Below are 24,620 nucleotides of genomic sequence, written 5' to 3' on the forward strand. Positions count from 1 at the left end.
CTCAAAATATAGCTGCGAAATACAGAATAAACTCGGAGGATTCATTGCTCCCCAAGCTTATATCATTTCATCAACCAAAATAAACTTTGTACAACAAAAATAGGCCAATGATTAATGTGATGACAGCAATCGTGATAAATAGTTCCGATTTATCTATCACTCTATTCCAAATTTTATATACGGTATCTGGACAATAGAGCCTAAATAAGCCGCCAATCAGTATTAGCCAAGCAAAAACTGTAACAATGACAGGCCATCCCATTACCCATACGTTATGACTAAGAACCATTAATAATCCAATAATTAAGGTCATGATACCAACAACTAACATGACAGCTCGTTGCGACATCAATTCCCTCATTGCGGTAACTACAATGTCACGTCGTACAAGTAAAAGCAGGCTCACAATTACCAGATACCAACCTAGTACTGCTGCTAAAAAATTGGTACCCATAACAATCTCCTGATATATAACTCTCCTATTTAAATTATAGTTCAATATATCCCTTTATAACGTGGTGAATCCGATAAAAATAGCTAAGCTTATATATAAGTTTGGATCAAAGGATTCTTAAAATGAGCAAGCAATTTACTGCACATGTTTACTGTAAAGAAGAAAGAGTCGCGACCCAAACAGGAGATGATCTCGATAAGCTTTATACCTGGATGTTAATTCAAGTTAATAGCCACTTTGATGATATTCGCGGTGAAATTATTGAGAATAAAACAAACAAAACCGTCAGGACATTCCGCAAAGCACCTATAGAATAAGATCAACCTAAACTTACATTTTGTGTTTATAATCATAACCACTCCATGATGAATCACAAACACTAACTCCCAAGAAATATGTTGACTAAGATGAAGAAGCGCTTACAATAAACCCCCTTTATTTTAAAGTCACTTTAAGGACAGTCATGAGTGCAACAGAAAAAACATCCTCATTTAATCTTTTTTGGTTGCTTAACTACATTTCCATTGCATCAGTTTCTGCAGCGATTATCACCCCTGCTTTACCAAAAATTCAAACTGAATATGCTTTAGGTCCGGGCATTATCGAATGGATAGTTTCCGCTTTTTTGATTGGTTATGTAGCAGGTCAATTAGTTTATGCACCACTTGCTAACCGATATGGACGTTTAAAGGCTCTACGCACTGGACTGGTGATTAACTTACTTGGAATCGTCGTTTGCTTGTTCGCATTGTTACAAGGAAGTTATTGGTTGCTTGTTGGGGGACGGTTAATAACGGCTTTAGGTGCTGCCAGCGGACTCGCTTGTACATTCATGTTAATTAATGAATGGTTACCCGAAACTCAGCGTAAAACTGCTATGGCATATTCTGTATTGTCCTTTGCTCTTGGCATTGGAATCGCTGTGGTAATTGGTGGATTAGTTACTGAATATCTTCACTGGCAAGGATGTTTTTGGATATTGCTTATACATGGATTAATCATGCTCTGGGGAACTTGTGTATTTAGTGAAACATTGACTCAGCCCAAATCAATACATGTCTTGACGATCATCCGTGATTATTATGCTGCTCTTGCTTCTGCTAAACTGGTAATTTTTTCATTAGTAGTAGGCTGTTGTTCAGCAATATCTTATTGTTTTTCTGCTGCGGGACCTCAAATTGCAGAAGAACTATTGAAACTCTCGGCAGCGGAGTATGGTTATTGGAATATTCTCAACATTGTTGGCATGCTCTTGGGAGGATTATTTGCCAAACAATTACTTGCTCGTTTCTCAGCAAATCGACTCATTGCCATTGGCTTTTTTGGCGTTGCCCTTGGGATACTTAATTTATTGATGATGTGGCACACTGGAAGTCAATCTTCATTATGGTTTTTCCTAATTACTGCCAGCCTGTATTTATTTAGTAGTTTCCTATTTTCAGGCGGTTCATTTGTTGCTTCTAATGCGCTGAGCGACAAAGCCAGTGCTGCAGCGATGATGAGTTTTGTTAATATGTGTTTTGCAACACTCGGTGTCATAGTTATGGGCTATCTGATGGTCAATCCTTTATTAAGTTTTATTATTATTTTAAGTATCGTTTGGCTGCTTGTTGTTGGGCTATTATTGATAAAAACTCTAAAAGTAAATAATAAGTTAGTGTTATCAGGTGATTCAGATTAAATATTTGGCTCTTTAGCTCAGTGGAGGGAGACAGCAATGGTAAATGGTCATATACCACAATCGCTGCAAAATTTTTTGGATTTGACCAATACAAAACCTGCTGTCTTTATACCTGAGGAAGTGCGTGATCTTGCTGAAAAGACAGCTGAGGCTTTTGCCCTTCCCAAATTATTTGTTCCTCTGATCAGCAATCCAGTGTTGCAATGTGCTGAACATGAGATAACGACACGAATATATCATCCAGCGCCACAAAAAAAATTACCCTTAATTATTTATTTTCATGGTGGTGGACATTTATCTGGAAGTATCGATACACATGATGCACTTTGCCGGCGAATTGCTGTTACCAGTCATGCTGTGGTTATTTCTGTTGGATATCGTTTAGCTCCAGAATTTCCATATCCAGCAGGACTAATAGATTGTATCTCAGTTTTTGAACAACGAGTTGAGTTACTCAAAGAGTTTCAAGTAGATACCCAACAAGTTTTTTTAGCAGGTGACAGTGCTGGAGGAAATTTAGCGCTTTCGGTCTGCCATCAAATGAAAGAACAAGGTGATCATGCGATTAAAGGATTAGCATTAATTTATCCTTCTGTAGATTTCTCTATGAACTATGAATCATATCAACGCAATGGAGAAGGTTTCTTACTCACACGAGAAAAAATTAAATGGTATTTTGACAATTATTTCAAAAATGGTGCAGATCGAATTCAAGCATCACCAATGTATTTTAAACATTTGGAATTATTACCACCCTGCTATATTGCAGCTGCTGAATACGATCCTCTATTTGATGAAGCAATCGCTTTTGCAAAAAAAATAGAAAGCCTAGGAGTTTCTGTTGAATTAGAAGAGTTTAAAGGAATGATCCATGTCTTTGCACAACTTGAAATATTTGTACCCGATCAGGTCTTTCGATTAATTGAATCCATAGAACATTTTATTAAGTTATACTCTAAACTTGGGTGAAAGCGCTTCGCTGCACCCAGGTAGATTAAGTTTTACTTAAAAGGTATCAAACCCTTGATATTCCTCCCAAATGAATTCTTCATAAGTACATTCATCTACAACAGCAAATTGGGGGCCTTCCTTTAACCATGCATAAAATTGTTTTAACTTGTCAACCTTACCACAAGCAAAAACTTCTACGCGCCCATCATCCAGATTTCGCGCCCATCCTGTAATATCCAACTTCCTTGCTTCTCTTTGTGCTGAGGCGCGATACCATACTCCTTGGACTTTTCCCGAAATATAACATTTCATACATGCTTGATTTGTCATAAAAATTTCTTATTGGTTTTTGGATAAATAAAGTTTATCTTATTTTAGGTTATTTTACATTTTGCAAACATAATAGTAGAAATGAAAAAGCCCCTAATAAAAAGGAGTTAAAAATGGCTATATGGTTTAAAGAAATTACCCTGGAAGATCTCAATCGATTTGGACAAAATACTATGTCTGAATTTCTTGGCATCCAATTTATTGAAATAGGCAATGATTTCCTAAAAGCAACCATGCCCGTAAATGAACGCACCAGGCAACCTATAGGTATTCTTCATGGAGGTGCTAATGTCGCATTGTCCGAAACAGTAGCCAGTACAGCAGCAAACTCAGTTATTGATGTGAATCAATTTTTTTGTGTCGGTTTGGAAATAAATGCCAATCATATTCGCTCCGTTAAAGAAGGGATAGTTACAGCAATTACCACCCCTCTTCATCTGGGACGTTCCACTCAAGTTTGGCAAGTTAAAATCTTTAATGAACAAGAAAAACTAACCTGCATTTCGAGAATGACCGCCTCGGTAATAAACCGACCTATAGAATAAAACTGTCTGCGATTCATTCCCTCTGTTTCTTTGAGCATATGTTACAATAAGCCTGCATTTGATTTATTCCCTGTCGTTATGAAACCCACTCAGACCATTAAAAATCGAGGTGCTCTTAGTAATCCAGATGGCCGATTTGAACCACAAACACGTGAGCATTTTGCTGATGGCTGGGATATAGAAGAAGATATCCTTCCTCCTTTAGAAACATTTTTATTCCCCGAACATTCCAAATCGGTAATTAGTCATAATGACTCTCTCCGAATCCGTATGCGTGGCGAAGGAGAATACGCCAATCTTTTAAAAACTCGATTTCATCTTGCTTGTAAAAAAAATATCAGTTAAATATTGAACCCGCTCATGATTTAGAAATAAGGAAGTTTTGTAAAAAGGAAGAAGGAGCATGCAAACAATTAAGCTTATGGGATGATGAATGGTAGGAATTTGAAACATGTACTTAGAATATGCGCGGGTCAAAAAGCACTATTTTAACGAGGGCATTTGGTTTTTTTCAAACCACATAGAAACGGAATATATATATTTGGCTTAGATTTATACATTTCAAAAAATAAACTCTATACTTAAGCTGAGTAAAAAAAAAAGTAAAACCAAGGAGGAAGTAATGAGTACAAGTTCATGTATTTCAAAAATAATACGTACAACTGTTATAGTCGGTTCATTATTCTTTGCTGTAGGTTATACGTCCATCGCCAGCGCAGCTCAAGGATGCGGACATGGATATCATAGGAATATGTATGGTATGTGCGTACTCAATAGCCCAGGACCTAATGCAAGACCAGCTCCATATCATCCAGGCTGCTGGCGAAATGTTTGGGGTCAATTACGTTGCTATTAATAATCTTTCAATTGGCCTTACCTTTGCGCAAGGTAAGGCCTGTATCATAACAATTATTTTGATTTATTTCTTCTTATTAGGATGAGATTCTACTTTAGATTTTTCATGAGTAGGTTTCATTTTATCAGAATGAGCAGAATGTTGTTGATCATGGCGACGTGCATCTTGTGACTCATTTTTAAATTTATTATGTTTTGACATTTATACTCTCCTTGAGATTAAAATTCCGTCCATAGAATTTAAACTTAGTTCGACTTACTTGAAAAAGCAAACCATCACCTGTTAAATGAACTGTACTTTTCATACTCACTGTATGTAGTATTAAGAATTTACTTGACTCATCAATTCAGTAGTTGTAATTCAAAAAGTGCGCTAAAGTAATTTCAATTAACCTTATTGAAAAATGGACTTTTTCATGACACCTGAAATAAATGAAGCCTTAAGGAAAATAAGACAACAAAAACCTTTTATATTAAACATCACCAATTATTTTCCTATGGGATATGTAGCAAGTGGAATACGTAGTATCGGTGGATTCCCATTAATGTGTAGCGCAGAAGAGGAAGTTGAAGAATTATTGGGAATTTCCAAAGCCGTGGTGATCAATCTAGGTAAATTGGATAATGCGTTTGTTAAACTAAGTAATTACATCTGTAAGATAGCAAACCAGCAAAATATTCCTATTATTTTAGATCCGGTCGGAGCGGGTGCAAGTCGATACCGAACAGATGTTGCAATAGACATGATAAAAAAGCATCAAATTTCAATTATTCGTGGCTATCCTAATGAAGTTGCCAGTTTGGTGACTGGCGACCTAGTAATCCAAGATAGCAACCATCTTCTTGAAGATAAAGTAATAATAGAAAATGCGAAATCATTATCAAAAAAATATAATCTATCAGTGGTTGTCAGTGGAAAAAGACATCTAGTAGTCAGCGCAGATCGAATCGATCAATTTAATTTTGATTCTGAGCTGGTGCAAAAAGTAGCTGGGATAAGTAATTTACTTTCGGCAATTATTAGTGTTTTTAATTCTGTAATCAAAGATCCATTTTTAGCTGCTAAAAATGCAGTGCATTTTTATGCCGAATGCGTTGGACCAACTTCAAGTGGTGCTTCAGGCCCTGCATCACTGATTATAGGAATAATTGATAAAATCTATATAAATGCAATAAAAGCTCAATTGTTTACATAGTTTCTGTACCGGGATTATGGAATGCTCCAATAATCCCCGAGTTTGCTGCGCCACATCCAGGCAAAAAGGTTATTTAGTAAAGGTCATAAAAGCAAATATTCCCTTGTCTACAAGGACTTGAAAATTACTCCAAGATTGCTGGCGGGCAATTTGCGCAAAGGTATCAATGTGTTCGGGGTAATCATCAGCGCGCGGATGCTCCATCCGTGCAACAATCTCATCACCAGTGATTTCAGGGTTGGTTTCAACCATACGTGATTGCAAAGCATCCAACCATTCATCCCGTGTCTGATCCTGTTTGAGAACACCATCAACCATTAACAAAAAGCCATTAGGGTTTAATTTTTGTTTGCATGTAGCAATGAAATTTTTTTTATCGTGTAAGGATAAATGATGAACGGCATAACTGGTGAAAATCACATCGACTGGACCTGGCAAACGAGGAAGAGCGACCGTCATGTTATCTGCAATGAACTCTTTTTCACAATTAAGTGGATCCAGTGTATTTTCTGCCATTTTTAAAACATCTTGTGCTGCATCAATGCCTATATATTTTTCGATGGAAGTGGTTGCAAGTACAGAAACAACTGTACTGCTGTCGCCACATCCAACATCCACAAAAGAAAAAGGGCGATTTCCTATATGAGTCAAGAGAAATTTTTGTAACGCCTGCAACATTTCCCGATGAAATAACATGTTATTTTTAATCGCGCTTTGATAACGTTGCCAATTCTCATTAAAGTATTCACTCACGGTAGTCATAGCATATACCTACACTATTTAATTATGTATTAGAGAGATAATAGCAACTCTCATCATTTAGGTATACCCTAGGTTATTTGAGACAAAATAAGCTACAGATTGAAAAAAACAGCCCTAAGTGGTAAAATTTTAGCCTTTTGGTAAACTTACAGGCCACATATGAATTATTTTTTTCCATTATTACTCACTTTGTTTTACTCCGCGAGCTGTTTCGGTGGTATTGCAACCGAAGAGAATTTACGCGATAAAATTGGCCAAATGCTTCTTGTTGGTTTTGAGGGTAAAAGAATTAATGCTCAATCCTCAATAGTAAAAATAATTGAGGATAATAATATTGGCGGCGTCATATTATTTGACTACAACTACCATACAAAAACGTTTGACAAAAATATTGAAAACCCAGAACAAGTAAAAAAGCTGAATCAGGAACTCCAATATTTTGCTAAACAAGGTAATTTAAAACATCATCGCATACAATTACCTCTTCTAATTTCTATAGATTATGAAGGTGGGCAAGTCAATCGTTTAGGAGCGCAATATGGATTTCCTAAAACGTTGTCAGCCGCTGAGGTCGGCAAAAGAAGCCCTAAAGAAGCAGGAACTACTGCTGAATCTATGGCTCATACTCTAAAAATGGCAGAATTTAACTTAGACTTTGCCCCAGAACTGGATGTAAATGTTAACCCTAATAATCCAGTTATTGGAAAAAAAGATCGAAGTTTTTCGAGGGCTCCCAAGCAAGTCATACGCTATGCGAGCATTTACTCTCATCATTTCTTAAATCAAAAAATTCAATGTGCTTATAAACACTTTCCTGGACATGGTAGCTCTACCAGAGACTCACATCTGGGTTTTGTGGACGTTACAGATACTTGGCAAACTGATGAATTAGAACCATATGAATTCTTATTGAACTCGCCTGAGGCATGTGGTGTAGTTATGACAGCGCATATTGTGAACCGTAAATTAGATCCATCGGGCATGCCAGCAACTCTATCCCATAAAATATTAACTGATGTTCTCCGAAATCAGCTCCATTTCCGAGGGGTTATTATCACTGATGATATGCAAATGAAGGCGATTAGCGATAATTATGGACTTGAACAAGCTTTAGTATTGGCTATCAATGCTGGGGCAGATATGCTGATGTTTGGTAATAATTTATCTGTTCCAACACAAGATCCAGTTCAAGTCATTAATATAATTGAAGCCAAAGTAAAATCTGGAGAAATCAGCCAGGAACGAATAAATGAAGCCTATCAGCACATAGTGACTTTAAAAAAATCATTAAACTAAAAAGGCGCTTATTGCTATAAAGTAAGTCTAGGCGCAGTGAAGTGAAATTTAGATCAAGACTACTAAATTTCGCCCCAGCGTAATCGTTCAGGGGTTATACTTGAATCTTGGAGCGCAGGTTACGCGAAAGTGATGCTGAGGAAATGCAGCATACATTTAGTATATGAGGCCTCCGAAGCGTTATTTTCGCGCAAGATGTGCCAAATACAGCAGCTCAGTAATTAGGTCGTAAATGCTTACGCCTCTCACCTACTGATCGATTAAACCATTTAACCAACACGCTTAAATTGAATAGCGACATCGACATCCATGCCTGGAGAAACAGTAAGTTTTCCGTTCGCGCTTCCTGAATTTTTTGAAAAAATACCATTCAAGTTACCGTATTCTGTTTTAATGGTCACTGTTCCATTAACACAAATCCCACGCAGTTTCGTGGTATTATGTCTTGGACACATAATACTTCCTGAACGTTTGTCTGCATTCACTTCAATGGGAAAATTGCCAGCACTATCCAAAGCCCCTACGGTTCCTGCTCCATTATAGACACATTCCCCTATCAACCAATTAGAAGCCTTACCTGATCCGCTCCAATTTCCAGGAATATCTTCACAATTACTTGAACCAGAATAAAAAGTAAAATCAGCATGCGATATACTTGCAAAAGTCAGGGAGACAGCTGTAAATCCAATAAGCAGTTTTTGTTTCATTTATCATCCTTAAAGAAATAAAGCCATACAAACACAACATGTTTGCGGCTAGTTGAATTCAGAATGTATTATTACGTTATAAGATTACGAGCGCAATCGAAAAAATTAGAACGAATAAATAAATCCAAGGAGTAACTCGAGACGTTCGAGTTCATGCAACATTGCTTCTGTGTTTACATTCCTCGATTCATGCCTTTGCATTAGCAAATTGCATGCGTGGAGATGAACATTCATACACATACAAATACCTAGGTTTAGTCAATTTGTGAATTACTGGAATAATCTTAAGATGAGATAATGTTGCCACCGATTGGCATTGATTAAAAAATTGCTCTGGGCATTGCTTTGTATCTTTAAAATCAAAATAGGTTATTTTATCAATTTCTCCCTTGGATAGTGCCTTTAAAAAAGCATCATCCCAGTATTGATATTGATTAATCTCGTCGCAAGGAATTGCGTGAACAGACTCATTGGGCATAAAAAAATTCAACGCTGCAGCATTAGTATAATATCCAGCAACTACAGGCTGTCCTTTTTTAATGATTTCAGGCTCTTTAATCGCTTGTTGTAGCACGGTGTAAAGCTTACCTTTTTTCATATAGGTTGCGATTGGCCATGAATTAATAACGATCATCACAAGGCTAAAGACTAAAAAAACTGGATAACTGATTTTAAAAAAACGGTGGTAATTATATTTTGTAACAAAATACCCTGTTGCTAAGGCGATATTCATTCCTAGTGGCGTCAAGTAAATTGCACGGGCACTTCCACCCAATAGAGTTGATATGAACCAAAATAATAATCCGACAAATAATACTGCATAAGTCAACTCCAAAACTGGGTTATTGCACGTGTTTTGATTTTTTCGATACTTGAACCATCCCAACACAGTCAACAATAGAAAAACTGAATAATTGATTAATAATGTACTTATTAGCTTTAAGAGACTATTGAATATAGTAGTATGATTTTGAGTTTGACTGTGAAAATGTAATAAATAAGTAATTGATATCCAATCGTGTTTGATATTCCAATAGATAACAGGAGAAACCATTAGAATAATTGTTAGACAGGCTAAGTAGAAATGTACACTTTTAAAAAGTTGCCGCTGTTTGGAAAAAATAACATACAGCAATAGTCCCAATACACTCACCACAGCAGTATATTTAGATAAAATCATAGCTCCGATAAACAAAGCACAAAGATACACATCAAGAATGCGCTTGTAAGAAATGTAACGTGCAAAAAAATAAAAGGACAGAATCGTAAATAAATTCAAAGGGGCATCATATAAAACACGTACCAAAATACTTTCTGTGGTTGTAGGCAAAACGACCCATATCAGCGCACTAATTAGTCCTGTTTGCTGATTGTGCAAGAGACATCCTGTTCTGTATATATAATAGGCACCTACAATCAAGCATAAAAAACCGATGATATTAATTGAAAAGAAGGTATCACCAAAAATTGCCCTAGAAATATGGAAAAAATAGGCAATCATGGGGGGCCCGTCAAAATAAGACCAAGCTAAATGTTTTCCCCAGGCGTAATAATAAAAACTTGTCATGGTAGGAACGATGAAAAAAGTTGCGAGAAATAAAAAACTGATATAAATAATCAGAAAAGGTTTGGTTACTTTTTGGTTCAACATAAATCACCGCATTCCATCAATATTTATTAAATGATTGAGGTCCCAATCTGGACAATATAAAATCTCGATTCATTGACATCATTTTGAATTTTTATAATACCACAATAAACATTTAATACGCATTCATAAATAGTTATTGGAAGAAAATCAGAGTGATTATCTTCCAATCCTTTGCCCTCATTCGCCCTTATGGGCACCTTCTCCCCAAGTCGAGAAGAGACATATGCCAGAATTTGTTTTTTGCTATGCCTAGACCTAGAATCCTCTCTCCCATCATAGGAAAAAATTAGGATCACTGTAACTTTCGGTGAACTTGTGCACATTACACAAATCTGCTGAAAACTCACTAATTATTTAATCATTAACTATACTTTGCCCTTATTGTCTTAGAATAAAATTTATCAGCCCTTCAGGCTCATTTTGTTTGGAAAACTCTAAACATTGACAAATAATGCAACTAGCTGCACAATAAATACCCCGCGCAAATCCTTACTTAATTTATGAAAATTTCTCCTCTATATCAATCAAAACTAAATAACTTTAAATTAACACCTAAATTAGATACTCCCTTGCGGTTGATAGCCCGAGGAATTTGTTATGGACACATTAGTGGTGAGGAAACTGAATTACGTGAATTTATTCTTGCTTCTATTACCGATCCTGCTGATATTGAAGCCATCAATCAGCCTGATGATCACCAGACTTATACAGTCATTGCCGAATTATTTGGTATATTACCAAGCTATATTTTGGAATTATCGGAGGAAAATAAAAGAAATATTCTACTTGCCTTTCGGATTTTCTTTGAAAAAAATCCACTATCCCTTATAAAGTCAATTCAACAAAAAACTGAATATGGTGATACTGTGTGGACAGCCTCAGCCCTGGATAAAATAGCTGAGGCTCCTGAATTATTACAAGAACTTATCCCAGAGTTGTCTTTATTTATTAGGGAATATGCAAGCAAACTCAGCGAATTGGAGTTACGCAGATTAATTGGGGCAATACATGGGAATCAAGTGCTCATTGGCTTAGTAATGGAGTTGTATGCTTCAGGCCAATTTAATTGGCCGCACTTTCAGAGAAATACTTTAAGTGAAGAAGAGCTTGCACGCTCACTAGAAATTTATTGGCATCCTGAACAAAAAGGTAATATAGCCTATTTTTATCAGGATTTTCCTGAGATTGAATTGTGGCGTCTCTTTATGGATGGTTATCAACAAGAAGCAGGATGGAGTAATTATGAGGCACGCGAAAAGGGCTGTATTAATCAACTATACCAAGCCTGGTTGTATACTAAAGAAACAATGACAGAACCATTAACCCCTGAGTACTTTAAGAAAATACACTCTATTTGTGCTAAAAATATTATTTGGAATAATACTGAAGGTATGTATCGAAAATATCGGACTAGTTTTGGACTGTCATTGAGGACTTTAACTTTTCTTGGCTATATCGAGCACCTAACGCAGTTTAATAACTTATGTACATTAGCAAAGCATGGATCTTTGGGGTTTGATGCATTGACTTGTATAGAAACAGAACGCTTAGATACTGTCATCGAGCAAATAATAGAAGAATATGAGTCAACGGTTTGCACCCATGCTGAGAACCCACAAGATCTATTACATGCCATCATTATTTTTTGCAAGAAATTAGAGCTGACTCATCCCTTTAGCGATTGCAATGGCAGATTGTTTTGTAACCTCCTTTTAAATCGAGAATTGGTACGCCATGGATTTTCTCCCACCATACTTGATAATCCAAATATGATTGAAGGCTATACTATCCAAGAATTTATCTCTGAGTTAATTCGTGGGATGAACAGTTTTCAACGCTTAAAAGCTGATGGATCATTCAAAACGGGAATGAATACACTTGATTTAATTAAAACTCAAACTTATCCAATTCCTGATGTGTGGAACATTTATCAACTATCTCAAAGTATTCCTGAAAATGTGGCTGCACTTCTTGGGCATCATGGAGTTTTTTCTGCTTCATCGGAGAAACAGGTTCTTGTTTATAGCGAACCCTTAAATCATGGAATTAATTTTCAAAATGATACCAAGAGTAATCTTCCAACCTATTAGTTGATAAATAAAACCCGAATGTCTTCGTTGTAAACAGCGACTTTGCAGCAAAAAGCATCGATTCATTATTTATTTCAAAACGTGATGAGTGATTTGCAACATGCGTTCTCGCCTTCGCGGGAGCAACAGTTTTTCCTAATCTTAATGCCCATTAGGAATTAAGGTGAAGGCATTATCCGCCATCACCTACCCCCCTTAGTGGAGTTAGGTAAAATCTCTACAACATGCGCCAGCCATTTTTTATTATCAGACCTAATAATGGTATTTGTGCGCCCATAAATAAAATCATTTAAATTGCAATGAATTAATGATGCCAATGCACTGTTACATCTGATCTTATAATATGTTCGATCTTGGGTAAGTATTTGTAGTTGATACTTACCTAGCAATTTACCAAAAGGGGTATTCGTATGCAGTATTTCTTCTATCATACTATTTGGCAGCTCATTAAAGTTCATTGTAATAAAAGCCAACTCAACAACAGTCACTTCTTTTTTTGTTTGTGCGAAATCAGGTTGATTTCTCTCTTTATTGCTATCAATAAACATAACTATGGCACGTTGATAAGTATTTTTATCTAGATCCTGGGCTGCAAAAATTGTTTTTATAATTGCACTGCGCGCATAATATTTTTCTATGCTTTTAGTCATTAGAGGTGGCGTTAATAACTCATTATAAGGACTTGGTAATTGAGACGAGTCCACCTTTGTACCTATTTTATTGATTTCTGCAAGTTGACTTACCTTAAGTTGAATTTCTTTCGACTCAGGGGCTCCGTTAACCACAATAGCTTTAAGGAGAAGCACCATCGCTATGAAAGGAAAAAACATAAAAAGCTTCATCATTGCCTTTATTAATAATCTCATTTGCACTCAGTCTTCTATTGTTAGTAACCCCAAATTGATTTAATCACCGCATGGGGCCGAATTTAAATCCACTGTTTTCCGATCTTAACTTACTCTCAATACCGGAGAGAACTGATAAGGTTGGATTGTGATAAACTATTTCTGTATAAGAAAAACCTGTAACTTCTTGCTGATTATAGCTTCCTGAAACCTCGCAATATCCTTCCCAATAACCATGTTGCTCCTGCTCTGGAAAAGCGGCAATATTAGTAAATGACAATCCAATACTAGGTATATTAATCTTGTATGTAGTGGGATAAAGAATTGATAATGCCGGGTCAAGCCAATAATCTTCGCGAACTACTTCCATATCTTGATAAGAAATAAATCGTTTTTCACCCGAAGGAAGAATTACATTTGCTAAACCGCCAATTACATTGTTGTCGTTATAATTGAAAATAAGGAAAATATTGGCAACAATTCCATTATTCTGGCGCACCCCAAACCATTCCCATCCATTTGAATCAAGATTGAAATCACCCCATTGATGATCCATCCAAGCATCACCGGGGCTTTGGTTAACTTGGTACGTCTTATCATTGAGTTTAAGCGTTCCCGTTGTTTTGAAGTGGGGTATGGAATAATAATATGAATTGGTGTTATCAGCCATTGGCATCAGTCCATTTTCATTGATTAAGAAAAACGATGCTTGTGGCTCCAGAGTTAGATTAAATTTTAACACCGTATTATTTTGACGACCCTCTGCTTTCAGCAAATAAACCTCTTTTCCTTGTTGAACTTTTTTTTGTAAGCTGTAATCATTTTTTAAAATAATATTTAATTTGTCAGTAGCAAATTTACCTTCATTAAGAAGATAGTCTTTAGCAACTCCATAGCCAATTTTCTTATCCAAATCAGCAAGTTGCATATGGAGCATGGGTTGTGTATAAACACGTCCTTTTACCTCTATAGCAGCATTAAACAATGCAACATCAAAGCTTAAATTCCGCCCCTCATCAGTAACTAATTTGCCATTGAAATACCACCACTCAATCATGTGCTCAAATGAGTATGGTATGTTTTGATAGTGTGCAGCCTCATCTCTGGGAAAGTCTAATGGAAAATAAGGTAAATTGGCATGAGCCACTGAAGCAAAGAATCCAATTAATATCCATTTAATATGCATTAATAATTCCTTTTTAAAATATTTAGAGGCGATTTTCTGGTGCGATGATATAGGAAGTTGGCGTTGATTATCAATCCTGACTCTTCTGGAAAATCAGAAAAGCATGAGATTAAGAAATGTTCTTTTTAGGCTAGATTAATAGTTGACTCCGCAGCCAAGGCTGCGGAATTTCGGCTTACATTTTGAAGTAACTGTAACCGTACTCTTCGTTGTATTCTTCGTTGTATTCTTCCTCGCTTTCCTCATCTTCTGTTTGAACTTCTCCTTCGCTCACTTTTATTGGTTCTTCTTCCTGCTTTTGCTCAGTTTGTTGGGCAACATTTTCTTCCAGGTCATTTTCTTCGCCTAAACCTAGAGCCTCCAATAGTGATGCAAGTGCCATTAGACGCATTAGATCTGGTCCGCCATTTAAAGTGATGAAAACCATTGTGTTTTCATTAATAAAATCCATAAGATGTACATGGCCATGCTCACAAACATAGACTTGGGGGGCACGTGGAGCAAAACCAAAGAGCGTGTTAGCATTTCTTCGCTGTGCATTATTATGTGGGGATTGTGTTTCTTCGCTAGACTCCGAAGTGTGTTGCGAGCTCTCTTCGGAAGTTTGTTCATTATCTTCATCTGCGCTAAATTCGGCATTTTCATCTGCGCTTAGTTCGGAATTCTCTTCAACGCGCTCATCAAAACCACTTTCATCAAAACTACCTTCGTCAAAACTGTTTTCATCAAAACTACTGTCCTGTGAACTGTTTAAACTTTTTCCTTCTTCAGTTTTTTTTCCAACTCGAGGTGAGGCTGGTGGTGTGTGAGGCATGTCATTGCTCCTTTAAAATTAAATAATTAAAATTCCGATAATAAAAATACCTCTGAAAAGAGCTCGTATTCTAACGGCCATATCTTTTCACGGAAAAGTTTACAGTTAATTTACAAATTTTGGTAGCACAAATGTACAAATTAAAATTTCTTTGTATTACTTTTTCAGAAAAAAAATCTTGAAACAATTAATTCAACTAATTGATTTTAAATAAAATTTATAAAAAAAGGGATTGGGAAATTTTGACTCACCCAGCATTTTAGGCTATAAATTGATAATCCGGTTGATATTGAATCAGTGAACATCTGAATCACCATTATGATCGCAAAATATCTAGATAAATATGTGACAATACAAGCCTGCATCGGTACTGCAATTCTCGTGCTCACCCCTTTCGCACGTTTCCCTATTTGGGTATTGCAGATTATAGGCCCTGTGTTGTTCATTATTGGTTTGTGGGTTCTTATAATTGCTATAAAGCAATTAGGAGTCGCTTTTACTCCGGTTGTCACCCCCATAGACAATGCTCAGTTAGTGACCTCAGGAATTTACAGTATTATACGCCACCCTATCTATACCGGAATAATTCTTATGGCTGTTGGCTGGTGTTTATTCTGGGGCTCGATACTCTCTATAATCGCTTCGCTTGCATTAATCATTTTTTTTCATTTCAAAGCGAAAAAAGAAGAAGCTTTATTAAGCAAGAAATATCCTGAATATGCAAAGTACGTATCAACGGTTAAGAAAAAAATAATTCCTTTTATTTATTAAATACGAAACATAAATTTATTTGAATCATGTGAATATGCATATATATTTAAAAAATACCTGAATCAAAACAGAATAATGAGAACCATTCATGAATGCATACCAACAGTTAGAACAGCATTTTAAAAAATATTATGATTTTGAAAATCTAGCGGCAATTGTTTCCTGGGATGAAGCATCAATGATGCCAGCTGGTGGAGGTAAAGCACGAGCAGAAGCGTTAGCTACATTAAGCGCTGTTCAGCATGATTGGCTAACTAATAAAAAAGTTGGTGACTTGATAAAGCAAGCAAAAGATATTGACAGTTTATCATTATGGCAACAAAAAAATCTTTATTGGATGGAAAAAGAGTATCTTCAGGCAACCTGTATTCCCGTAAATTTAGTCGAAGAATTTACTAATGAATCCTTAATTTGTGGCCAAGCTTGGCGAGAATTACGCCAAAAAAATGATTGGAAAACGTTTAAACCTTACCTGGAAAAATTATTTCAAAAAGTAAAAATGATGGCGGAGATTAAATCACAAACATTTAATAAGCCTACTTTGGATGTTTTAATTGATGAGTATTCCCCAGATTTAGATTGTAAAACAATTACTCCGATTTTTAATTCATTAAAACATGAACTTGCCAAGCTTATTCCCAGCATCATTGAGAAACAAAAAACCAGACAAATAAAAACGCTTACAGGAAATTTTCCGGTAGAAAAGCAAAAACAACTTGGCATGGAAATAATGACTCGTCTGGGTTTCGATTTTAATCACGGGCGACTGGATGTAAGCCATCATCCGTTTTGTGGTGGTATTTCCAGTGATGTTCGCATTACTACACGTTATAACGAGCATGAGTTTTTATCGTCCTTAATGGCAATTACCCATGAAACTGGCCATGCCCTATATGAACAAGGACTATCGAAAGAATGGAGTACGCAACCTGTCGGTCATTCTTTAGGGATGGCTGTTCACGAAAGTCAGTCCTTGTTTATTGAAATGCAAATTTGTAGAAGTTTGGAATACATCCATTTTCTTGTACCTATCGCACAGAACTATTTTAAAGATGTAGAGAATATCACGGCAGAAAATATTTTTTATCATTACACAAAGGTTCAACCCGGTTTAATCCGTGTTGATGCGGATGAAGTAACATATCCCTTACATGTGATACTTCGTTACGAAATAGAGCAACAATTGTTTTCTTCCGAAATTACTGTCGCTGACTTGCCTGAAGTATGGGATTCATCCATGCAGAAATATTTAGGACTATCAACAAAAGGCGATGATAAAAATGGAGTAATGCAAGATGTTCATTGGCCATCAGGCATTTTTGGATACTTTCCTGCTTATACATTTGGAGCATTAATTGCCGCTCAATTATTTTCAGCAGTAAAAAAATCAATTCCCGACCTTAAAGAGCAATTACAGCAAGGCAATTTTACATCATTATTATCTTGGCTAAGAAAAAATATTCATCAAAAGGGAAGGTTATTAACCTATCCTGAACTATTGCGGCAAGCAACAGGTGAGGCATTAAATCCTGATTATTATTTTGCACATATTAAAGAACGTTATTTATAAAATCCAAGTTGGAACCAATTGCCGCCGCGGATCAGAGCAAATAAGATATCTACCAATGGGCCTCCCTCGCATTCACGAAGGAGAAAAAAGACTCTTAAATCGAATAATTCTTAGAGCCATTCACCAGTTTTATAAATTGTTGCAATTCACATGTGTTCCCACCACACGCTGGAATCGAAACTGGGTTACCATTATAAGTGATTTTTACCAGATAATAATTTTCATCATGTTCGTAAAGTGAGAAATTGAGATTTGAAGCATACGGTGGGGCTATTTCCAAGGGAGAGCCCAAAAAGCTCAATGCACTCGCAATAGTCGTATCATGACCAGATAATAAAACATATTTTAGCTTGGATTTTTTCTGGCTACCAATATTGAGATAATTGGCAATATTCGTCATGAGTTTTGTACTGTAAGCAGCTGCAACTGCTTGAGGTTTTTCTTGCGCCATAAAAGCCCAATTACTGGCGCTAATAATTGTTTCGATATCTTGATTACTCAATCCAATTGGCATCGGAGCGTTATGTATTTGATGAACGTATAAAGCATCGCCTAATAATTCAAGATTAGCCAAGTTTTTAATTTGAACTCCTGTCAGAGCACTCCAAAGAGGGTATTTATCCTTGAGCTCATTATTTTTTTGTTGCCATTCCGTCGTAGAGTATACATATTGCTCCATTAATTTTGCTCGTTCCGCGGAACTTATCTGCTGAATAATCACTTCATCATATTTAGATGGAGCACTAAAAACAGGAATAGGCTGAACAGCATAAGGTAAAGCTGGCAGAGAAGATTCTGTAGTATTGGGTCCTGTCCCTGGAGGATACAATCCCATTAATAATGATTGGGCGCTCATCAGTGTGCGTTCATAATCAGTGGAGCGCACATACATTCTTCCATGCTCGTAATGCTCAGGCAATAAATGTGTTTGCTCAATATATTTTTTACGAAATTGCATGCCCATTTTATATTCTTGTTGCATGCCCTCGGCAGTAAGCTGCCCAGGTCCCTCTTGCCATTGGTAATTTACTGCTGAAAGAGGAATAATCGGTGTCCTATCACCATGCCGAATGATATCAACAGCAAAAATAAGTGTATCATCTGCAAATAAAAGTGATGGCACACTCAGTAATAATGCAAAGCTTAAACGAAATTTGTAAACCATTTCTCATACTCCTGATTAAGAATATATTTATTATCAAATGGAGGTTTTTATCATTTTTCATCATAGGTTTTAGCTCTGCACTATGATGATTATGAAAGCAAAAATCAAGATTTTATTTTCAAGACTCTATTTATAACTACTGCTTCAGTTATTTAAATTCGTTTTGATATTTTTTAAAAAATAACAATAAAAACAATAAACAAGTAATTCTATTTTTTCTGGAAAAATTCTCAGATCTATGTAAAAGTAATTCACTTGTATCTACAGGACTTATGAAAGAATCCAATCTCTTTGTTAAAAAATGTTTTAATTCAGTAACTTATTTTATCTAACTCCCTCATTAAAACATTTTTTGCCTCAACTTGGTTTTTTTGGTAAGTCCTAGTCTAAATAAAACAACTATAAAAGCCAGGAGTTACCGTGAAGGGATTAAAGTATAGTTTTTTATTGATTGGTCTCTGGCTCATATGGAAAACTGCTTATACCTCGAGCGAATCATCATACAGCGCACTTCAAATTGCTTCTCCGAATAAATCGTTTACTTTGACTAAATCTGAATTACTAACCCACCCCGACCTAACCCAAGTAACGATTAATAATGACCGCGCTTATCCAAATAGAGTCATGCATCATAAAGCTATTCCTTTATGCAAGTTACTCGCCCCCTTTCATATAGGACAACAAGATATCATCGAGTTCATAGCCAAAGATAATTTTCATGTCTATGTGCCTTCACATAAAATTATGGATTGTAGTAAAAATTCATCCATCGCAATGCTGGCCATAGAACCTATATCAAAATGGCCAATAATTGACAATCATACCGGGCTTACGGCTGGACCTTATGAAATTATTTGGCTTTATCCTGAGCGTTCCTATATATCAAACGAATATTGGGCATGGAGTGTCATAACGATAAAAATTAGCCGAGAACTTAATTATCAACACGTTCTTGCGCCTCCCAAAACAACAAACGCATCGATTGCTAATGGGTACAAAATTTATATTAGTCATTGTGAGGGTTGCCACATGATAAATCATGTTGGAAAAAGCGATATCGGCCCAGACTTGAATTGCCCAAAAAATCCATTGAATTATTATCCTAACATCACCCAATTAAAAAAATTTATACGTGACCCCGAATCAGTCCGCATTCTTCCACAAGGCCGAATGAGCGGTTCAGATAAACAATTTTTATCTGATAATGATCTGGATGATTTAATTAAGTTCTTTGCATATATGAATACAAAAAAACAATGTTAACACTCATTCTCCGACTTCATTGACAACCCTTTTCTAACCTTCTAGAGTTTAACTATATATAATATGGATATACAACATGAAGCTTTTTAGGCACATTGTTTTTATAACCCTATTAGCAAGTAGTCTCTTTGCTTATGGCAGTCCGCTTGTTGTAGGCGTTTTGAAATTTGCCCCGCCTTTTTCATCAACCGACAGTGACAATCATTATTTTGGTTTTAGTGTCGACCTTATGGATGAAATATGTAACCGTATTGCTACAACATGTATCTATAAACCCACCGATTTGGATTCGCAATTTAAAGATCTCGATTCAGGTTATATCGACATTACTTTTTTACCAAGCCCTCTCCCTTCAACTCAATTAACAAATTACGTATTCAGTCTGCCCTATATAACAAGTAGAGGACAATTTATCTCATTAAAGAATTCAAATATCACCTCAGTCGATGATATTAAAAACAAAAAAATTGGCGCACTTCAGGCAACTTTTATCCAATATAATGTATTACCTAATTATACCTCCAAACAAAACATTAAAGCATATTCCAAAATCACATCATTAATAGGAGCACTTAGTAATCATGACATCGATGTAGCCTTAGTAAATGAAAATGTTGCCAAATATCTGCTTAACAATGCCCTCAAAGGATTTCAGCTAGTAGGAAAACCTATTGTTATGGGAAACGGCTATGGAATAATTGCACTTAAAAAGAATGCGGCCATCATTGATAAAATTAATAAAGCCTTGTTACAAATAGAAACCGATGGGACCTATTTAACTATTTATAATAAATATTTTGGTAATTAAGTAAAACCCTTAAAGAAATCAATAATGCTCATGGTGATTTGTTATGTATTTAATGAGTTCTCAGTAGACATTAATCGTTTGTTCGCACTTCCTCCTCTTCTCAGGAAAACTAATATTCTATTTTTATTGCCAGCGTACCCATTACATAAGATATATTTTTTGCCCGCGAATCCTTTTTAACTCATTGAAAAAATTGTTAACTTTTATTGATCTAAGATCAGTAATCAACTTAAGATAAACACTAAAATATCCGAAAATGGATTTGAAGATGCGACTATTTAAAACTACTTTGCCCCAGCTTTTTCTCGTTGGGGTTGCTTTTCTATTCCTTACAGTAAGCTATGCAAGTAAACCCGTGTGGACTTTTACACCGGATCCCAATTATCCACCAACAATTTCTATAACACCAATAGGATCAGCGACGATTAAATATACGATAACGAATCAATCACGCAAAACACATACCTTGTCCATGAAACACATGGCAGGGATTACCCAAGTCACTTCAGCCGGAAATTGTCCAAATCCATTTAAATTGAATTATCATCAATCCTGTACTCTTAATTTGCATGTAAATGGAAGCAAACTGACAGGCAATATTAAAGGTGGTCCTATTGTATGTGAACAAGGAAATGGATTGGAGTGTTATCGACCAGCCTTAGCTAACATTTTAAATATTACAATAATTCCTGTAACAAAATATTTGATTACTCCAACTGCTGGCGCTCATGGAAAAATTAATCCCAATACACCACAAACTGTCATCGCTGGAAGTAGTTTGACTTTTACGGCAACGCCTAGTGCGGGTTATCAAGTTAGTGAATGGTTAATGGATGGAGGCACTGCGCAAAAAGGTGGAACAACGTTTACATTATTCAATATTGATAGCAATCATACAGTAGATGTTACATTTACGCGGTCAGGAATAGTATATGCAGGGACTGCCAGCGGCTCTGTTTATTTTTCTATGAATAATGGTTTAACCTGGATTGCCACGCCAACTGTACCATCACCGGGTAATACAGTGAATGGGATATTTGTAACACCAAACACTTTATACATAGGCAGTGCAGATGGTAAAGTTTACTATTCAACTAACAATGGTACTTTTTGGAATGCTACAACAGCACCTGGTACTTCAGCAATAAATAGTGTCTCTGTTACAACTACGTCGAAAATTTATGTCGGAACTCAAGAGGGAAAAGTTTACTACTCAAGCGACAAGGGAACTACTTGGGTATCTACCGCAACAAATCCAGGTAATGGAGCCGTCAACAGTATATTCTTGACCCCATCTACTATCTATGCAGGAAGTGCAGATGGCAATGTTTATTATTCAATAAATAATGGAGTTACTTGGGCTAGAATCAATGGTCCAGAATCAAGTGTTCCAGTGCCTATTCAAAATGTCTTTGCTACGAGTAACCAACTTTATGTAAATACTCGGCAAACCTCAACGAATAGCACCTTACCACCTGGAACCATCAATTTTGAATATGCCTATTTCACCAACAGCTTAACCAATTCAAATCCCATGTGGACTCTTTTATCCCAAATAACTTATACCTTGTTTGTTAATGCAGATGCAACCGTGATCCATGCAGGAACTCAGAATGGACATGTATTTTCTTTAACAACGGGAGATGATTTGGGATTTATCACATATAGTCCAATAAGTAGTCTCTTTTTTTTCGGATAACATAGGGAGATAATTCATGTTGAAACTTAAAAAAGTAGTATTTCTTTTATTGTCATTTAGTTTTGTGACTACAACTTCCTATGCAAAGCAAGCAAGTGACTTATCGAGCTTGCCTAGTCCGGGGCTAAACTTACTCAATGAGGCCACCCTGATTCGACCTATGGAGCCTAATATAAAAATTTCATTTATAGCGCGGTTAAAAATACGTAATCAAACCGAATTAGATAAGCTTGTTCAAGATATTTATGATCCAAATAGTTCTCGATATCATCAATTTTTAACGTCCTCCCTTTATGAACAAGAATTTGCACCAAAGAAAGAAGCGGAAGAAGCCGTGCAACAGTTTTTTTCTTCTCAAGGAATGCAGGCAAGCATTGTTAATCATAGTATTCATATAACTGGAACAGTGGCGCAAATTGAACAAACCCTTCACGTTCAAATCAATAATTATCGATATCAAAACAAAATCGCTCATGCCAATGCAAGCAAGCCTAAATTAAATCAGGAAATTGCCCAATATATTGCCGAAATTACCGGGCTTAGCACTATTCCTCAATTTCACTCGAACATAGAAACTGTTACAAACAATTCTGAAGAGGTTCATGATTTAAATTTTATCTGGAATACTTTTACTCCTTTTGCAATTCCTACAGATATTTCATTGCAAGGTTTCACAGGTGAGCATTTACAAAAGACTTATAATCTAAACAACATTCCTCGTATTAATGGTACACATCTCGATGGAACAGGACAAACTTTAGTTATTGTCGATGCGTGTGGAACTAATAGGCCAGAGCAAATTTTGAGGGATGCAAATCAATATTTTAAAGCAAACAAGATAAAACCCTTTGTGACTTCAGGACCATCAAAGAATTTTGCAATAATTAATCCTGATGGCACTCCCTTCACAACATGCCCGAATGCCTCATCTTCGAGTCATGAAATCCTTCTGGATATTGAATCATCTCATACAATAGCACCTGGAGATAATACAGTTTTGGTACTAGGTAAAGATCAAAAGAGCATATTAACTGATGTGATTCATACGTTGATTCAGAATAAAAATACCATTGCTGGTTTTTCTAATGCGTACGTTATTTCTAACAGCTGGGGGAACGAAGAGGTTTTAGATACTTCACTTGAACAAACTTTGAAATTAGCTGCTGCTGCTGGAATCAGTGTTAATTTTTCTTCTGGCGATTGTGGCGATTTTACGTACAGTACTCAAAAAAAATGTACTGGAACTTGGCCTTCAGCACCAAAAGTTAATTACCCTGCCAGCTCGGCTTATGCTACTGCTGTCGGAGCAACTGCCTTATTTGTAGATGTAAATTACCGTTATGCATTTGAAACTGTCTGGGGTTCGGTTAAAGCGTCTCAAGGCACCTATGCCTATGGTGGAGGTACTGGTGGAGGCATTAGCCAATTTTATGGTCCAGTTGCTTGGCAGAGCTCCATTAAAAATTTCACTGCTGGTGGTTATGGTGTTATTAGTAATTTTGGAAATCGTCGTGCATTACCTGATATTGCGATGCTTGGTGATCCACAAACTGGATTACTGATTATTGCTGATGGAACACAAATTAAGGATGGCGGCACCAGCTTAGCTTGCCCTTTATTTTCGGCAACTTTAGTCTTAGTAAATCAAGCACGCAGTTTACTGAATAAAGGGACACCTATAGGCCAGGCAGCGCCTTATTTGTATCAAATGAATGATGTTTTGCTCGCCAACAGAGCAATTAATCTTATTATTCCACCAGCACTTATTATTAGTGGAGCAACACCACCGCCATCTACCACAATTCAAGGTACCCCTGCCCCAGCCTCTGCATTTACCATTAAGAACAAAACTTTTGGATGGGATTCATCACTTACCCTTGAGCCAGAAGGCCAATTTTGGAACGATGGAGTTGGCATAGGCTCACCCAATATTCCAAACTTTGTTTTAACAATGGCTAATATGTAACGGTCAATAATGGTA

The 24,620-nt window shown here is 36.3% G+C and carries 25 protein-coding genes; 15 read left to right on the forward strand and 10 right to left on the reverse strand.

Features of this window, described 5'->3' with window-relative positions; all coding sequences use genetic code 11:
• Positions 1-70 precede the first annotated feature (70 nt).
• Positions 71-454 carry a hypothetical protein gene (locus tag DGG96_RS06760; protein WP_110141432.1) on the reverse strand — a complete coding sequence of 128 codons (384 nt, stop codon included), beginning with the start codon at positions 452-454 and terminating at the stop codon, positions 71-73.
• A gap of 122 nt (positions 455-576) precedes the next feature.
• Between DGG96_RS06760 and DGG96_RS06765 the strand changes: the two genes are divergently transcribed.
• The 3 genes from DGG96_RS06765 (at position 577) to DGG96_RS06775 (ending at position 3,104) form a co-directional block, all read left to right on the forward strand.
• Positions 577-771 carry a hypothetical protein gene (locus DGG96_RS06765; protein WP_110141431.1) on the forward strand — a complete coding sequence of 65 codons (195 nt, stop codon included), beginning with the start codon at positions 577-579 and terminating at the stop codon, positions 769-771.
• A gap of 146 nt (positions 772-917) precedes the next feature.
• Complete coding sequence (locus DGG96_RS06770) at positions 918-2,135, forward strand: MFS transporter (protein ID WP_110141430.1); 1,218 nt, start codon at positions 918-920, stop codon at positions 2,133-2,135.
• Positions 2,136-2,171: 36 nt separating this feature from the next.
• Positions 2,172-3,104 (forward strand): alpha/beta hydrolase, encoded by a 933-nt coding sequence (locus DGG96_RS06775; protein WP_110141429.1) that lies wholly within the window; start codon positions 2,172-2,174, stop codon positions 3,102-3,104.
• A gap of 36 nt (positions 3,105-3,140) precedes the next feature.
• Here DGG96_RS06775 and DGG96_RS06780 read toward each other — a convergent pair whose 3' ends face one another.
• The gene (locus DGG96_RS06780) at positions 3,141-3,416 is read right to left on the reverse strand and encodes an acylphosphatase (RefSeq protein ID WP_110141428.1); all 276 of its coding nucleotides are present in this window, start codon (positions 3,414-3,416) and stop codon (positions 3,141-3,143) included.
• A 113-nt stretch (positions 3,417-3,529) separates the two neighbouring features.
• On the opposite strand from DGG96_RS06780, the gene DGG96_RS06785 reads away from it, so the two are divergent.
• The 3 genes from DGG96_RS06785 to DGG96_RS06795 all read left to right on the forward strand — a co-directional run bounded on the left by DGG96_RS06785 (position 3,530) and on the right by DGG96_RS06795 (position 4,817).
• Entirely contained in the window at positions 3,530-3,961 is a 432-nt protein-coding gene (locus DGG96_RS06785; RefSeq protein ID WP_110141427.1) for a hotdog fold thioesterase, read from the forward strand.
• Between the two features lie 78 nt (positions 3,962-4,039).
• On the forward strand, positions 4,040-4,306 hold the full coding sequence (locus DGG96_RS06790; protein ID WP_233590487.1) for a hypothetical protein: 267 nt from the start codon (positions 4,040-4,042) through the stop codon (positions 4,304-4,306).
• Positions 4,307-4,583: 277 nt separating this feature from the next.
• Complete coding sequence (locus DGG96_RS06795) at positions 4,584-4,817, forward strand: GCG_CRPN prefix-to-repeats domain-containing protein (protein ID WP_110141426.1); 234 nt, start codon at positions 4,584-4,586, stop codon at positions 4,815-4,817.
• 63 nt (positions 4,818-4,880) lie between these two features.
• Here DGG96_RS06795 and DGG96_RS20775 read toward each other — a convergent pair whose 3' ends face one another.
• Complete coding sequence (locus DGG96_RS20775; protein WP_165831566.1) at positions 4,881-5,018, reverse strand: hypothetical protein; 138 nt, start codon at positions 5,016-5,018, stop codon at positions 4,881-4,883.
• Positions 5,019-5,232: 214 nt separating this feature from the next.
• Between DGG96_RS20775 and thiM the strand changes: the two genes are divergently transcribed.
• Entirely contained in the window at positions 5,233-6,012 is a 780-nt protein-coding gene (gene thiM / locus DGG96_RS06800; protein ID WP_110141425.1) for a hydroxyethylthiazole kinase, read from the forward strand.
• 69 nt (positions 6,013-6,081) lie between these two features.
• Here the strand turns inward: thiM and DGG96_RS06805 are convergent, their stop codons facing one another.
• Positions 6,082-6,774, reverse strand: a complete 693-nt coding sequence (locus DGG96_RS06805; RefSeq protein WP_110141424.1) for a class I SAM-dependent methyltransferase — start codon at positions 6,772-6,774, stop codon at positions 6,082-6,084.
• 159 nt (positions 6,775-6,933) lie between these two features.
• Between DGG96_RS06805 and DGG96_RS06810 the strand changes: the two genes are divergently transcribed.
• Complete coding sequence (locus DGG96_RS06810) at positions 6,934-8,070, forward strand: glycoside hydrolase family 3 N-terminal domain-containing protein (RefSeq protein WP_110141423.1); 1,137 nt, start codon at positions 6,934-6,936, stop codon at positions 8,068-8,070.
• Positions 8,071-8,339: 269 nt separating this feature from the next.
• Here DGG96_RS06810 and DGG96_RS06815 read toward each other — a convergent pair whose 3' ends face one another.
• Positions 8,340-8,777 (reverse strand): hypothetical protein, encoded by a 438-nt coding sequence (locus DGG96_RS06815; RefSeq protein ID WP_110141422.1) that lies wholly within the window; start codon positions 8,775-8,777, stop codon positions 8,340-8,342.
• Between the two features lie 187 nt (positions 8,778-8,964).
• Entirely contained in the window at positions 8,965-10,428 is a 1,464-nt protein-coding gene (locus DGG96_RS06820; protein WP_110141421.1) for a glycosyltransferase family 39 protein, read from the reverse strand.
• 500 nt (positions 10,429-10,928) lie between these two features.
• Here DGG96_RS06820 and DGG96_RS06825 point away from each other — a divergent pair, with 500 nt between their 5' ends.
• Entirely contained in the window at positions 10,929-12,518 is a 1,590-nt protein-coding gene (locus DGG96_RS06825; protein ID WP_110141420.1) for a Fic family protein, read from the forward strand.
• Positions 12,519-12,700: 182 nt separating this feature from the next.
• Here the strand turns inward: DGG96_RS06825 and DGG96_RS06830 are convergent, their stop codons facing one another.
• The 3 genes from DGG96_RS06830 to DGG96_RS06840 all read right to left on the reverse strand — a co-directional run bounded on the left by DGG96_RS06830 (position 12,701) and on the right by DGG96_RS06840 (position 15,363).
• Positions 12,701-13,384 carry a hypothetical protein gene (locus DGG96_RS06830; protein ID WP_110141419.1) on the reverse strand — a complete coding sequence of 228 codons (684 nt, stop codon included), beginning with the start codon at positions 13,382-13,384 and terminating at the stop codon, positions 12,701-12,703.
• A 43-nt stretch (positions 13,385-13,427) separates the two neighbouring features.
• The gene (locus tag DGG96_RS06835; protein WP_110141418.1) at positions 13,428-14,549 is read right to left on the reverse strand and encodes a lipocalin-like domain-containing protein; all 1,122 of its coding nucleotides are present in this window, start codon (positions 14,547-14,549) and stop codon (positions 13,428-13,430) included.
• A gap of 175 nt (positions 14,550-14,724) precedes the next feature.
• Positions 14,725-15,363 carry a hypothetical protein gene (locus tag DGG96_RS06840; protein WP_110141417.1) on the reverse strand — a complete coding sequence of 213 codons (639 nt, stop codon included), beginning with the start codon at positions 15,361-15,363 and terminating at the stop codon, positions 14,725-14,727.
• A 318-nt stretch (positions 15,364-15,681) separates the two neighbouring features.
• On the opposite strand from DGG96_RS06840, the gene DGG96_RS06845 reads away from it, so the two are divergent.
• Together DGG96_RS06845 and DGG96_RS06850 are read left to right on the forward strand one after the other, a co-directional pair.
• Complete coding sequence (locus DGG96_RS06845; protein ID WP_110141416.1) at positions 15,682-16,134, forward strand: methyltransferase family protein; 453 nt, start codon at positions 15,682-15,684, stop codon at positions 16,132-16,134.
• An 88-nt stretch (positions 16,135-16,222) separates the two neighbouring features.
• On the forward strand, positions 16,223-17,704 hold the full coding sequence (locus DGG96_RS06850; protein WP_110141415.1) for a carboxypeptidase M32: 1,482 nt from the start codon (positions 16,223-16,225) through the stop codon (positions 17,702-17,704).
• Positions 17,705-17,798: 94 nt separating this feature from the next.
• Here DGG96_RS06850 and DGG96_RS06855 read toward each other — a convergent pair whose 3' ends face one another.
• Positions 17,799-18,869, reverse strand: a complete 1,071-nt coding sequence (locus tag DGG96_RS06855; RefSeq protein ID WP_110141414.1) for a histidine phosphatase family protein — start codon at positions 18,867-18,869, stop codon at positions 17,799-17,801.
• A gap of 420 nt (positions 18,870-19,289) precedes the next feature.
• Between DGG96_RS06855 and DGG96_RS06860 the strand changes: the two genes are divergently transcribed.
• The 4 genes from DGG96_RS06860 to DGG96_RS06875 all read left to right on the forward strand — a co-directional run bounded on the left by DGG96_RS06860 (position 19,290) and on the right by DGG96_RS06875 (position 24,605).
• Positions 19,290-20,132 (forward strand): c-type cytochrome, encoded by an 843-nt coding sequence (locus DGG96_RS06860; protein ID WP_110141413.1) that lies wholly within the window; start codon positions 19,290-19,292, stop codon positions 20,130-20,132.
• 76 nt (positions 20,133-20,208) lie between these two features.
• Complete coding sequence (locus DGG96_RS06865; protein WP_110141412.1) at positions 20,209-20,940, forward strand: transporter substrate-binding domain-containing protein; 732 nt, start codon at positions 20,209-20,211, stop codon at positions 20,938-20,940.
• Positions 20,941-21,208: 268 nt separating this feature from the next.
• Positions 21,209-22,639 (forward strand): InlB B-repeat-containing protein, encoded by a 1,431-nt coding sequence (locus DGG96_RS06870; protein WP_110141411.1) that lies wholly within the window; start codon positions 21,209-21,211, stop codon positions 22,637-22,639.
• A gap of 16 nt (positions 22,640-22,655) precedes the next feature.
• Positions 22,656-24,605 (forward strand): S53 family peptidase, encoded by a 1,950-nt coding sequence (locus tag DGG96_RS06875; RefSeq protein WP_110141410.1) that lies wholly within the window; start codon positions 22,656-22,658, stop codon positions 24,603-24,605.
• Positions 24,606-24,620: the final 15 nt, after the last annotated feature.

Source organism: Legionella qingyii (assembly GCF_003184185.1).